A 14,693-nucleotide genomic window follows, 5' to 3' on the forward strand; every position below is an offset into this window, starting at 1 on the left:
GACGGATGTGGTGACATGCTGCGCAGTGACCTGGTCCAGCCGGTGCCGGAGCTGCTCCGGGCCCACGCCGACCGGCTGCCGGACCGGGTGGCGTTCCGCGACGCGGACCGGGCGGTGGACTGGGCCGGGCTGGAGGCGGTCACCCGACGGCTGGCCGGGCACCTGGTCGACGCCGGTGTGGCCCGGGGCGACCGGGTCGCGTTCTGCCTGGGCAACCGGGTGGAGACGGTGGAGACCTGGCTGGCCGTGACCCGGGCCGCCGCGGTCGGCGTACCGCTGAACCCGCGCAGCACCGACGCGGAGCTGGCCCACCTGCTGGACGACTCCGGCGCGGTGCTGGTGGTCACCGACCCGGGACACCTCGACCAGCTCCGGCGGCTGCGCGCGGGCCGGCCCGACCTGCGGATCTGGGTGACCGGAGACGGGCCGTACCCGGACGGGGCGACCGCCTGGCCGGCGCTCGTCGACGCGCCGCCGGTGGCCGACGCCCGCGACGACCTCGGCCTGGACGAGGTCGCCTGGATGCTCTACACCTCCGGCACCACCGGCCGGCCCAAGGGCGTGCTCTCCACCCAGCGCACCTGCCTGTGGTCGGTGGCCGCCTGCTACGTGCCGGTGCCGGACCTGACCTCCGCCGACCGGGTGGTCTGGCCGCTGCCGCTGTTCCACAGCCTCTCCCACATCGGCTGCGTGCTGAGCGTGACCGCGGTCGGCGCGAGCGCCCGCCTGGTCGACGGGTTCGCCGCCGCCGACGTGCTGCGCGCGGTCGCCGAGGACGAGGCGACCGTGCTGGCCGGCGTCCCGGCCATGTACCACCACCTGGTCGCCGCCGCCCGCGCCGACGGGTTCCGCGCACCCGCGCTGCGGGTCTGCCTGGTCGGCGGCGCGATCACCACCGGGGAACTGCGCCGCGCGTTCGAGGAGGTCTTCGACGCGCCGCTGCTCGACGCGTACGGCAGCACCGAGACGTGCGGCTCGATCGCGGTGACCCGACCGGACCGGCCCCGGGTCGAGGGCTCCTGCGGGCAGCCGGTGACCGGCGTCGACGTCCGCCTGGTCAGCCCGGAGACCGGCCGGGACGTGGCGACCGGCGACGAGGGTGAGGTGTGGGTCCGCGGGCCGGGGGTCATGGTCGGCTACCACGGGTTGCCCGAGGCGACCGCGGCGGCGCTGCGCGACGGCTGGTACCGCACCGGCGACCTGGCCCGCCGCGACGGCGACGGGAACCTCTTCGTCACCGGCCGGCACCGCGAACTGATCATCCGGGGCGGGGAGAAGGTGCACCCGGTCGAGGTGGAGGACGTGCTGCGGGCCGTGCCCGGCGTCGCCGACGTGGCGGTGACCGGCCGCCCGCACGAGGTGCTCGGCGAGGTGCCGGTGGCCTACGTGGTGCCCGCGCCGGAGGGCTTCGCGCCGGCCGCCGCGTACGCCGCCTGCCGGGAACGGCTCGCGTACCACAAGGTGCCGCAGGAGCTGTACGAGATCGACGCGGTGCCCCGCACCGCCTCGGGGAAGGTCACCCGGCGGCTGCTGCGGGAGCGACCGGCCCGCCTGCGGGCGGTCAACGGCACCCACCACGAGGCGCTGACCCGACTCACCTGGCGGCCCCTCGAACCGACCGCCACAGCCGACGTCGCCCGGCGCTGGGCGGTGGTCGGCGCCGACGCGGAGCCCGTCGCCGCCGCGCTCGCCGCCGAGGGGGCGGACGTCCATACCGGACCGTCCGACGCCGGTGCCGACGTGCTGGTGGTGGTCGACGCCGACCCGGCCGCGCTCGACGGGTGGCTCGACGACGGCCGGTACGCCGACGCCCGGGTGCTGGTGCTGACCAGCGGCGCGGTGGACGCGTCCACGGCCGACGCGCCGGACGACCCCGACCTCGTCCCGGCCGCCGACGTCGCGTGGGCCCGGGCGCGCTGCCGGCAGGCCGCGGACCCGGGCCGGATCGTGCTGGTCGACACCGACGGCGACCCCCGCTCGACCGCGCTGCTGCCGTCAGTGGTGGACGCCGCAGCGGCGCAGGTCGCGCTGCGCGCCGGCACCGCCCGGTACGCCGCCCCCGCGCCGGCCGGCGCGCCGGCCCGGGAGCGTGCCGCCACGGTGCTCGACCCGTACGCGCCGGTGGCGCTCGTCGGCGCGGACACCGAGGAGGGCGCGACGCTGGCCCGGCACCTGACCGGCGCGCACGGCGCCCGCACCGTGTGGCCGGCCTCCGTCGACCGGACCGGTCCGGCTCCGGCGCTCGCCGGGACCGGCGCCGAGATCACCGCGCACCGGTTCCCCGAGGCGGACGCGGGACCGGCCGGTCACCACGACACGTCGACCCCACCGCTCGGCGCGGCGGTGCTGCGGCTGTCCGACGCCGACCTGGACGACCCGGACCGCGCCGCCCGGCTGCTCGACCTCGCCGGCCGGCTGGACCTGCGCACCCGGCACGCCGGCGCCACCGCGTACACCGTGCTCGTCCCCGCCGACCTGCTGCTCGGCGCGGCCGGACGGGAGGGCGCGGCCGGCGCGGTCGCCGCGCTGCACGCGTTGGTCGCCCGGCGGCACGCGGCCGGGCTGCCGGCCCGGCTGGTCGGCGTGGCCGGACCGGCGTGGGCCGAGACGGCCGCGTTCGACGTCGCGCACGACGGCGACGACCTGGTGCTGGTGGCCGAACCGGCCGACCGGGTGGCCACCCACCCGGCGTGGCGCGGCCCGACCCGCGCCGACGGCGACGTGGACGCGTTGCGCCGCCGGCTCGCCGCGCTCACCACCGCCGCCGGCGACCGGCTCCTGGCCGACCTGGTCCGCGCGAGCACCGCGGAGGTCGCCGGGCTGCCCGGGCCGGGCGCGGTCCGGCCGGACCGGGCGTTCACCGACCTGGGATTCACCTCCGTCCGCGCGGTCGCGCTACGGGACCGGCTGAACCGGGCCACCGGGGCGCGGCTGTCCGCCACCGCCGCGTTCGACCACCCCACCCCCGCCGCGCTCGCCCGGCACCTGGCCACGCTGCTGCGCGGCGCCGCCGCCCCGGACACCGGGCACCGGTCGGGCCCGGTCGTCACCGACGACCCGGTGGCCATCGTCGCCATGGCCTGCCGGCTGCCCGGCGGCGTCACCGGCCCCGAGGAGCTGTGGGACCTGCTGGACTCCGGGCGGGAGGGACTGACCGGGTTCCCCACCGACCGGGGCTGGGATCTGACCCACCTCTTCTCCGACGACCCCGACCGGCCCGGCACCTCGTACGCGCGGGTCGGCGGTTTCCTGGCCGGCGCCGGGGACTTCGACGCCACCCTGTTCGCCATCAGCCCGCGCGAGGCCCTCGCGACGGACCCGCAGCAACGGCTGCTGCTGGAGACGTCCTGGGAGCTGTTCGAGCGGGCCGGGATCGACCCGACCGCGCTGCGCGGCAGCGCCACCGGTGTGTTCACCGGCGTGATGCACCACGACTACGCGGCCCAGGTGGGGCAGGCGCCGCCCGGCACCGAGGGGTACCTCGGCGTCGGTACCGCCGGCAGCGTGGTGTCCGGGCGGGTCGCGTACGCGCTGGGCCTGGAGGGGCCCGCGGTGACCGTGGACACCGCCTGCTCGTCGTCGCTGGTGGCGTTGCACCTGGCCGCGCAGGCGCTGCGCGCCGGGGACTGCTCCCTCGCGGTGGCCGGCGGCGTCGCCGTGATGGGCACCCCGCAGGCGTTCGTCGAGTTCAGCCGCCAGCGCGGCCTCGCCCCGGACGGCCGGTGCAAGGCGTTCGCCGACGCCGCCGACGGCACCGGCTGGTCCGAGGGCGTCGCCGTGCTGCTGCTGGAACGGCTCAGCGACGCGCGCCGTCACGCCCACCCGGTGCTGGCGCTGCTGCGCGCCTCCGCGGTCAACTCCGACGGCGCGTCCAACGGGCTCACCGCGCCCAACGGCCCGGCCCAGGAACGGGTCATCCGCCGGGCGCTGGCCGCCGCCGGGCTCGGACCGGGCGACGTGGACGCGGTCGAGGCGCACGGCACCGGCACCCGGCTCGGCGACCCGATCGAGGCGCAGGCGCTGCTGGCCACGTACGGCCGGGGCCGGGACGCGGCCACGCCGCTGCTGCTCGGCTCGCTCAAGTCGAACCTCGGGCACACCCAGGCGGCGGCCGGCGCGGCCGGGGTGATGAAGATGGTGCTGGCGCTGCGCCACGGGACGCTGCCGCGCACGCTGCACGTGGACGCGCCGACCCGCGAGGTGGACTGGTCGGCCGGCGCGGTGGAGCTGCTGACCGAGGCCCGGCCGTGGCCCGAGGTCGACCGCCCGCACCGGGCCGGCGTCTCCTCGTTCGGCATCAGCGGCACCAACGCCCACGTCATCGTCGAGGCCCCACCGGCCGCGCCGGCCGCGCCGACCGCCGACCGGGACACGCCCGCCACCGTGCCGTGGCTGCTCTCCGCCGCCAGCCGGGAAGGCCTGCGCGACCAGGCGGCCCGACTGTCCACCTGGCTCGACCGGCACGAGGCCGACCCGGCCGACGTGGCGTACGCGCTGGCCACCACCCGGGCGGCGCTGGAGCACCGGGCGGCGCTGCTGGTCCGCGACCCGGCCGACGCGCGCGCCGGGCTGACCGCGTTGAGCCGCGGCGACGCGGAACCCGCCGGGGTGCTCACCGGCCGGGTCGGCGACGGGCGGCTCGCCGTGCTGTTCGGCGGGCAGGGCGGGCAACGCCCCGGCATGGGCCGGGAACTGCGCGAGACGTACCCGGTCTACGCCGAGGCGTTCGACGCCGCGTGCGCGGAACTGGACCGGCACCTCGCCGGGCACGTCCCGCACCCGGTCGCCGACGTGGTCCTCGCGCCCGCCGGCGACGCCCGGGCCGACCTGCTCGACCAGACCGGCTACACCCAGCCCGCACTGTTCGCCGTCGAGGTGGCGCTGCACCGGCTGCTCGAATCCTGGGGCGTCCGCCCCGACCTGCTGCTCGGCCACTCGATCGGCGAGCTGGCCGCCGCGCACGTGGCCGGCGTGTTCCCGCTCGCCGACGCGGCGGCGCTGGTCGCCGCGCGGGCCCGGCTCATGCAGGCGCTGCCGGTCGGCGGCGCGATGGTCGCGGTCGAGGCGGACGAGACGGAGGTGCGGCCCCACCTCACCGACCGGGTCGGGTTGGCCGCGGTGAACGGGCCGACCGCCGTGGTCCTCTCCGGTGACGCCGACGCGGTCGACGCGGTCGCCGCGACGCTGCGCGCCGCCGGTCGCCGGACCAGCCGGCTGCGCGTGTCGCACGCGTTCCACTCGCCCCGGATGGCGCCGATGCTCGACGCGTTCCGCGCGGTCGCCGCCGGACTGACCTACCGCGCGCCGCAGGTGCCGGTGGTGTCCACGCTCACCGGCGCGCCGGTCGACCCGGCCCGGCTCGCCTCGCCCGAGCACTGGGTGGCGCACGTCCGCGACACCGTGCGCTTCCGCGACGGTGTCCGCGCGCTGCGCGCCGAGGGCGCCACCACGTTCCTCGAGGTCGGTCCCGGCGGCGTGCTCACCGCGATGGCCGCCGACTGCCTCGCCGACGGCGGCGACGACCTCGCCTGCGTGCCGACCCTGCGCGGCGGCGTGCCCGAACCGGTGGCGCTGCTCACCGCCGTGTCCGGGCTGCACGTGCGTGGCGTGCCGGTCGACCGGGCCGCCCTGGCCGGGCCGGGCCCGCACGCGCCCGTCCCGCTGCCCACCTACGCGTTCCGGCACCGGCACTACTGGCTGCCCGCCGCACCCGGCGCGCCGACCGGCGACACCGGGCACCCTCTGCTCGCCACCGTGCTGCCGGTGGCCGGCACCGGCCAGGTGGTCGCCACCGGCCGGTTCACCACCTCCCGACCGGCCACGCCGGACGGCGCCGCGCCGCTGCTGCCCGCGTCCGCGCTGCTCGACGCGCTCACCCACCTCGGGGAGCGGCTCGACGCGCCGGTGCTGCAGCACCTGCGCACGCCCGAACCGGTGCCGCTGCCCGCCGGGCTGGCCGTCGACCTCCAGATCGACGTCGCCGGACCGGACGGGACCGGCCGCCGGGTCGCCCGCTGCCACGTCCGCGCCGGCGAGCACGAGCCCTGGCGGGCCGTCGCCGACGCCACGCTCGCCCCGGCCGACCCGCTCACCGCGCCGGGCGTACCGGCCGTGACCTGGCCGCCGGCCGGCGCCCGGCCGGTCGACGCGGCGCACCCGCTGCTGCGGGCCGCCTGGACCGCCGGGGACCGGCTGCACCTCGACGTGCGGCTGCCCGACGCCGCCGACCCGGATGCCGAGCGGTACGGCGTGCACCCCGACGTGCTCGACGCCGCGGTGCGCCTGCTCCCGCTGGCCGGGTTCGCCCCGCCGGCCGGGCCGGGGGAGCGGATCGAGCCGACCGGGTGGACCGGCGTGCGCCGGCACGCCACCGGCGCGTACGCGCTGCGGGTCACCCTGGCCCCGGCCGGCGCGGACGGGGTGACGCTCAGCGCCGTCGACGACGCCGGCCGCCCGGTGCTCGACGTCGACCGGATCGCGCTGCGGGCCGTGGCGGTGCCGGCGGCCGGCGCGCCGACCCCGGAGACCGCCCCGGCCGGCCTGTACACGGTCGACTGGACGCCCGCGCCGACCGGGCCGGTGCCCACGTGGACGCTCGCCGACGCCGTACCCCCGGCCGGGCCGCTGCCCCCGGTGCTGGTGCTGCGCCTGCCCGACGGCGACCCGGACGCCACCGTCGCGCAGCGGGCCGACACGATCGGCCGGGACCTGCTGGCGGTGCTGCGCCGCTGGCTCGACGACCCGCGCGCCTCCGACACCACGCTGGCGGTCGCGGTCCGCGACGGCGATCCGGCGCACGCCCCGGCCGCCGGCCTGCTGCGCGTCGCCCGCGCCGAACACCCCGGCCGGTTCCTGCTGCTGCACCTCGACGCCACCGACGACGCCACGGTCCGCGCCGCGCTCGCCGCCGCCGACGACGAGCCGGAGGTCGCGGTCCGCGACGGCCGCGCCCTGCTGCCCCGGCTGCGCGGGGCCGGTGAACCGGAGACCGACGCGCCGCCCGCGCTGGCCGGCGGCGCGGTCCTGGTCACCGGCGGCACCGGCGGCGTCGGCCGGCACGTCGCCACCCACCTGGTCGAGGCGTACGGGGTGCGCGAGCTGGTGCTGCTCAGCCGCACCGCCCGGCCCGCGCCCTGGATCGACGAGCTGACCCGGGCCGGTGTCACCGTCCGGCTGGTCGCCGCCGACGCGGCCGACCGGGACGCCCTCGCCGCCGTGCTCGCCCCGCTCGCCGACCGGCTGGTCGCGGTGGTGCACGCCGCCGGCGCCACCGCCGACGCCCTGCTCACCGACCTCGACCCGGACCGCTGGGCGGTGGCGCTGCGGGCCAAGGTGCGCGGCGCCTGGCACCTGCACGAGCTGACCGCCGACCTCGACCTGGCCGCGTTCGTGCTGTTCTCCTCCGCCTCGGCCACCTTCGGCAGCCCCGGCCAGGGCAACTACGCCGCCGGCAACGCGTTCCTCGACGCGCTCGCCGCGTACCGCCGCGCCCGCGGGCTGCCGGGCACCGCGCTCGCCTGGGGCCTGTGGGCCGAGACCGAGGGGATGGCCGGCCGGCTCGGCGCCGCCGACCTCGCCCGGCTCGCCCGCGCCGGCACCCGGCCGCTGGACACCCCCGCCGCACTGGCGCTGTTCGACGCCGCGCTGCGCGCCGGACCGGCGGCGCTGGTGCCGATCGGGCTGGACCTGGCCGCGGTCCGCGCCACCGGGGAGGTGCCGGCGCTGCTGCGGGCGCTGCTGCCGCCGCCCCCGCGCCGGGCCGTCGTCGCGGAACCGGGCGCGACCGGGACCGGTCTCGCCGCCCGGCTGGCCGGGCTCGGCGAGCCGGAGCGGGCCGCGCTGCTGCTGGACCTGGTCCGCGCCCGCTGCGCCACGGTCCTCGGCCACGCCGGTCCGGAGCTGGTCGAGCCGCGCCGGCCGTTCAAGGACCTCGGCTTCGACTCGCTGATGGCGGTGGAGCTGAGCAACCGGCTCGCCGCCGCCACCGGCGTCCGGCTCGCCCCGCACGCGGTGTTCAACCACCCCACCCCGGAACTGCTCGCCGCGCACCTGCACGCCCGGCTGCTCGGCACCACCGCCGCCGAGGTCGCCGACGCGACCACCGTGGCGCTGGACGAACCGGTCGCGGTGGTCGCCATGGCCTGCCGGTTCCCCGGCGGCATCGGCTCCCCGGAGGAGCTGTGGCGGCTGCTCGACGCCGGTGGCGAGGTGATCGGCGAGCTGCCCACCGACCGGGGCTGGCCGCTGGCCGACCTGTACGACCCGGAGCCCGGCACCCCCGGCCGCACCTACACCCGCGCCGGCGGCTTCCTCACCGGCCTGGCCGACTTCGACGCCGCGTTCTTCGGCATCAGCCCGCGCGAGGCCCTGGCCATGGACCCGCAGCACCGGCTGCTGCTGGAGACGTCCTGGGAGGCGCTGGAACGGGCCGGCATCGACCCGGACACGCTGCGCGGCAGCCGTACCGGCGTGTTCGCCGGCACCCACGGCCAGGACTACACCGACCGGATCGCCCCCGGCGCCACCTCCGACGACGGGGAGACCATCGCCGACGAGGGGCACCTGCTCACCGGCACCGCCGCGAGCGTCCTGTCCGGACGGGTCGCGTACGCGCTCGGCCTGGAGGGGCCGGCGGTCACCGTGGACACCGCCTGCTCCGCGTCCCTGGTGGCGTTGCACCTGGCCGCGCAGGCCCTGCGCCAGGGCGACTGCGACCTGGCCCTCGCCGGCGGCGTGTCGGTGCTGTCCGGCCCGGCCGGGCTGACCGGGTTCAGCCGCCAGCGCGGCCTCGCCCCGGACGGCCGGTGCAAGGCGTTCGCCGAGGAGGCCGACGGGTTCGGCATGTCCGAGGGCGTCGGCGTGCTGGTGGTGGAACGGCTCTCCGACGCCCGCCGGCGCGGCCACCCGGTGCTGGCCCTCGTGCGCGGCTCGGCGGTGAACTCCGACGGCGCGTCCAACGGGCTCACCGCCCCGAACGGGCCGTCCCAGGAACGGGTGATCCGGGCCGCGCTTGCCGCCGCCGGGCTCGACCCCGCCGACGTGGACGCGGTCGAGGCGCACGGCACCGGCACCCCGCTCGGCGACCCGATCGAGGCCGAGGCGCTCCTGGCCACCTACGGCCGGCGGCCGGACGGCGTCGCGCCGCTGCTGCTCGGCTCGGTCAAGTCCAATCTCGGCCACACCCAGGCCGCGGCCGGCGTGGCCGGCGTACTCAAGGTCGTCCTCGCCATGCGGCACGGCCGGCTGCCCCGCACGCTGCACGCCGAGCGCCCCACCAGCCGGGTCGACTGGGCGGCCGGCGCGGTCGACCTGCTCACCGAGGCCCGGCCCTGGCCGCGCGCCGATCGGCCGGCCCGCGCCGGCGTCTCCTCGTTCGGCATCAGCGGCACCAACGCCCACGTGGTGGTCGAGGCCGCGCCGCCCGAGCCGGCCGCCGACCCGCAACCGCCGGCCGGGCCGGCGGCGCTGCCGTGGCTGCTCTCCGCGCGTACCCCGGAGGCGCTGGCCGGGCAGGCCCGCCGGCTGCGCGCCCACCTCGCCGACCGCCCCGACCAGCGGCCGCTGGACGTGGCCTGGTCGCTGGCCACCACCCGGTCCGGCTTCGACCACCGGGCGGTGGTCGTCGCCGACCAGGCTGGTGTCGCCGCCGCCCTGGACGCGCTCGCCGCCGGCCAGCCCGCCACCGACCTGGTACGCGGTGAGCCCACCGTCACCGGCCGGGTGGTGTTCGTCTTCCCCGGCCAGGGCTCCCAGTGGGCCGGCATGGCGCTGGACCTGCTCGACGAGTCACCGGTGTTCGCCGAACGGATGGCCGCCTGCGACGCCGCGCTGCGGCCGTGGCTGGACCACCCGCTGCGCGACCTGCTGCGCCAGGCGCCCGGCGTGCCCGACCTGGACCGGGCCGACGTGGTGCAGCCGCTGCTGTTCGCGGTGATGGTGTCGCTGGCCGAGCTGTGGCGCTCGTACGGCGTGCAGCCCGCCGCCGTGGTCGGCCACTCGCAGGGCGAGATCGCCGCCGCCTGCGTGGCCGGGGTGCTGTCCCTGCCGGACGCGGCCCGGTTGGTGGCGTTGCGCGCCCGCGCGCTGCGCCGGCTGGCCGGCGCGGGGGAGATGGCGGCCGTGCCGTTGGCCGTCGACGCGGTCCGCGCGCGGGTCGCCCGCTACGGCGACCGGCTGGCCGTGGCCGCGGTGAACGGACCGGCCAGCGTGGTGGTCTCCGGCGAGCCCGCCGCGGTGGACGAGTTCGCCGCCGAGCTGGCCGCCGACCGGGTGCGGCTGCGTCGCGTCCCGATCGACTACGCGTCGCACTCCCCGCAGGTGGAACGGATCCGCGCCGAGCTGGCCGAGGCCGTCGCCGGTGTCACGCCCGGCCCGGCCGCCGTGCCGATCTACTCCACCACCGACCTGTGCTGGCTGGACGGTCCGGAGATGGACGCCGACTACTGGTACCGCAACCTACGCCAGCCGGTCGAGCTGGCCGACGCGATCCGGGCGGTCGCCACCGAGGGCCACGACACCTACGTCGAGTGCAGCCCGCACCCGGTGCTGACGCCCGGCATCGAGCAGACGCTCCAGGAGCACGACCGCCCGGCCGTGGTGGTCGGCTCGTTGCAGCGTGACCGGGGCGACCGGGCCCGGTTCCTGCTCGCCGTCGCGCAGCTGCACGTGCGCGGGGTGCCCGTCGACTGGCAGCCGGCCCTGGCCGGTGGCCGCCGGGCCGACCTGCCCACGTACGCGTTCGCCCACCGCCGCTACTGGCCCCGGCCGGTCGGCGGCGCCGCCGACGTCGGCGCCGCCGGCCTGGCCGACGCCGGTCACCCGCTGCTCGGCGCGTCCGTTCCGCTGGCCGACGGCTCGGGTCACCTGTTCACCGGCCGGCTGGCGGTCGGCGAGCAGCAGTGGCTGGCCGACCACCGGGTCGCCGGCCGGGTGCTGGTGCCCGGCACCGGCCTGGTCGAGCTGTGCCTGCGCGCCGGCGACGAGGTCGGCTGCCCGGTCCTCGACGAGCTGGTCATCGAGGCGCCGCTCACCCTGCCGGAGGACGCGGCGACCCAGGTCCAGGTGGCCGTCGGACCGGCCGCCGACGACGGCCGCCGGCCGGTCGCCGTCCACTCCCGACCCGCCGACGGCCCGGCCGGCGCGGCGTGGACCCGGCACGGCAGCGGCACGCTCTCCGCCGCCGGCACCACCCCGACGACGACCGCCCCGCCGCCGGACGCCCCCGCCGTCGACCTGACCGGCTTCTACGAGCGCCTGGTGGACGAGGGGTACGGCTACGGACCCGCGTTCCGCGGGCTGCGGGCCGTGCGCGCCGGCGCCGACGAGGTGTACGCCGAGGTGGAGCTGCCACCCGGCCCGCGCGGCGACGCCGACCGGTACGCGCTGCACCCGGCGCTGCTCGACGCCGCCCTGCACGCGGCGCACTTCGGTGGCCTGGCCGAGGCCGGCGGCGACCGGATCCTGCTGCCGTTCGCCTGGAACGGGCTCACCCTGCACGCGTCCGGCGCGACGTCGCTGCGGGTCCGGCTGCGCCGGGTCGGCCCGCACGCGTTCGCGCTGACCGCCACCGACCCGACCGGTGCCCCGGTGATCGAGGCGGCGTCGCTGGCCATGCGGCCGATCTCCCGCGCCGAGCTGGGCGCCCGGGACGACGCGGTCACCGACGCGTTGTTCCACCTGACCTGGCAGCCGCTGCCGACGCCACCCGCGCCGGCGCCGGCCCGGATCGCGGTGCTCGCCGCCCCGACCGACCGGCCTGTGCTGACCGACCGGCCCGCCGCGGCCGACCCGACGACCCCGGCCGACATCGCCGCTGTCGCCGACCCGGCCGATCCGCCGGCCCTGGCCGACCTTGCGGCTTCGGCCGATCTTCCGCGCTACGCGGATCTGGTCGCGCTGGCCGCCGCGATCGACGCCGGGATCCCGACGCCCGACGCGGTGCTCGCGCCGCTAACGGCCGGGATCGTGGCGAGCGACGGTGCGTCCGCGACGACGACCCGCCGCTCCGGCCGGCCCACCGCGACCGACGACGACGCGGCGGCGGACCGGGCGCGGCGGCTCGCCGCTGACGCGCTCGCGCTGGTGCAGCGGTGGCTGGCCGAGCCGCGCTGGACCGACACCCGCCTGGTGCTGCTCACCTCCGGCGCGGTCGGCGTACACGGCCCCGGCGAGGTCGGCGACCCGGACGCCGCCGCGGCGTGGGGCCTGGTCCGCTCCGCCCAGTCGGAGCACCCGGACCGGTTCGTGCTGCTCGACGCCGACACCGGGCCCGACGCGGCCACCCTGTCCACGCTGCTCGCCGCGGACGAGCCGCAGGTGGCGCTGCGCGACGGCGGCGCGTACGTGCCCCGGCTGGCCCGCCGCGCCGACGCGCCCACGCTCACCCCGCCGGCCGACGCGACCGCTTGGCGGCTGGACGTGCCCCGGCGGGGCAGCCTCGACCACCTCGCGCTGGTGCCCACCGACGCGGCCGACGCGCCGCTGCGCCCGCGCGAGGTGCGGGTACGGGTCCGCGCCGCCGGCCTGAACTTCCGCGACGTGCTCAACGCGCTCGGCCTCTACCCGGGCGACCCGGGTCCGCCCGGCGGCGAGGCGGCCGGCGTGGTCGCCGAGGTCGGCGCCGAGGTCACCGACCTGCGCCCCGGTGACCGGGTGCTCGGCGTGTTCACCGGCTGCTTCGGCCCGGTCGCGGTCACCGACCGGCGGCTGCTCGTGCCGGTGCCGGACGGCTGGACCGACGCGCAGGCCGCGACCGTGCCGGTGGTGTTCCTGACCGCCTGGCGGGGACTGGTCGGATTGGGCGGCCTGCGGGCCGGCGAGTCGGTGCTGGTGCACGCGGCGGCCGGCGGCGTCGGCATGGCGGCGGTGCAGATCGCCCGCCACCTCGGCGCCGAGGTGTTCGCCACCGCCAGCCCGGGCAAGTGGACCGCGCTGCGGGAGCTGGGCGTCCCCGAGGACCACCTGGCGTCGTCCCGCACGCTCGACTTCGAGGACCGGTTCCGCGCGGTCACCGGCGGACGCGGCGTGGACGTGGTGCTCGACTCGCTGGCCCGCGAGTTCGTCGACGCGTCGCTGCGGCTGCTGCCGCGCGGCGGCCGGTTCCTGGAGATGGGCAAGACCGACCTGCGCGACCCGGCCCGGGTCGCCGCCGACCACCCGGGCGTCGACTACCGGGCGTACGACCTGACGCAGGTCGACCCGGACGAGATCCAGCGGATGCTCACCGAGCTGCTGGCGTTGTTCGCCGCCGGCGCGCTGCGCCCGCTGCCGGTGCGCGCCTGGGACGTCCGGCAGGCCCCGGACGCGTTCCGCTACGTCAGCCAGGCCCGGCACGTCGGCAAGGTGGTGCTCACCATGCCGGAACGGTGGGACCCGGACGGCACGGTGCTGCTCACCGGCGGCACCGGGCTGCTCGGCGGCCTGGTGGCCCACCGGCTGGTCACCGGGCACGGGGTACGGCACCTGCTGCTGGCCAGCCGGGGTGGCCCGGACGCGCCCGGCGCGGCCGACCTCGCCGCCGAGCTGACCGCGCTCGGCGCCACCGTCACGGTCGCCGCCGCCGACGTGGCCGACCGGGACGCCGTCGCCGGGCTGCTCGCCGGCGTGCCGGCCGCGCACCCGCTGACCGCCGTGGTGCACCTGGCCGGCGTGCTCGACGACGGGGTGGTCACCGCGCTCACCCCGGAGCGGATCGACACCGTCTTCCGGCCCAAGGTGGACGCCGCCCGGCACCTCGACGAGCTGACCCGCGACCTCGACCTCGCCGGCTTCGTGCTGTTCTCCTCCGGCGCCGGGGTGTTCGGCGTACCCGGGCAGGGCAACTACGCCGCCGCCAACGCCTGGCTGGACGCGCTGGCCCGCCGCCGGCGCGGGGCCGGCCTGCCGGCCCGCGCGTATGCCTGGGGTCTGTGGGCGCAGGCCAGCACGCTGACCGCCGGCGTGGACCGCGCGACCACGGCCCGCGACGGGCAGCTCGCCATCCCGTCCGACCTGGGTCTGGCGCTGTTCGACGCCGGCCTGGCCGCGCCGGAGGAACACCTCGTGCCCACCCGGGTCGACCGGGCCGCGCTGGCCGCACGGCCCGGCGTGCCGGCGCTGATGCGCGGGCTGGTCCGCCCGGACCGGCCTCGCGCCCGGGCCGGCGCGGCCACCGGCGGGGCGGACCTGGGCGCACGGCTGCGCGCGCTCACCGGCGCGGAACAGGCCGCGCTGCTGCTCGACCTGGTCCGGGCCACCGCCGCGGCGGTGCTCGGCCACGGCAGCCCGGACGCCGTCCGGGAGGGCCAGGCCTTCCACGAGATGGGCTTCGACTCGCTCACCGCGGTCGAGCTGCGCAACCGGCTCACCGAGGCGACCGGCGAGCGGCTGCCCGCCACCGCGGTCTTCGACTACCCGGACCCGGCCGCGCTCGCCGCGTACCTGCGGTCCCGGCTCGTGCCCGACGGCGGGCAGGCCGCCCCGGCGGTCCTGGCCGAGCTGGAACGCCTGGAGCGGGCGCTGGCCGAGACGACCGTCGAGGCCGACCTGCACAGCCAGGTGGCGGCGCGGCTGGAGGTGCTGGTCGCCAAGTGGCGGACCATGCGCGGCGCCTCCGCCGGCGACCACGACCTGGACCTCGACCGGGCCAGCGACGACGAGATCTTCAGCCTGATCGACACGGAACTCGGGCTGTAGCGGCCCAGCGGACGAACGAG

At 78.7% G+C, this 14,693-nt stretch carries 1 protein-coding gene; it reads left to right on the forward strand.

All coding sequences use genetic code 11. The features are described 5' to 3' along the window. Positions 1–15: 15 nt before the first annotated feature. On the forward strand, positions 16–14,673 hold the full coding sequence (locus ACN27B_RS24025; RefSeq protein ID WP_422741576.1) for an SDR family NAD(P)-dependent oxidoreductase: 14,658 nt from the start codon (positions 16–18) through the stop codon (positions 14,671–14,673). Positions 14,674–14,693 lie beyond the last annotated feature (20 nt).

Origin of the sequence: Micromonospora sp. WMMD754 (assembly GCF_049315235.1) — a bacterium.
GTDB lineage: Bacteria > Actinomycetota > Actinomycetes > Mycobacteriales > Micromonosporaceae > Micromonospora > Micromonospora sediminicola.

Bases quoted from the DNA above. Each gene is read 5' to 3' on its own strand.
- ACN27B_RS24025 (WP_422741576.1), top strand. From the start codon at position 16: ATGCTGCGCAGTGACCTGGTCCAGCCGGTGCCGGAGCTGCTCCGGGCC.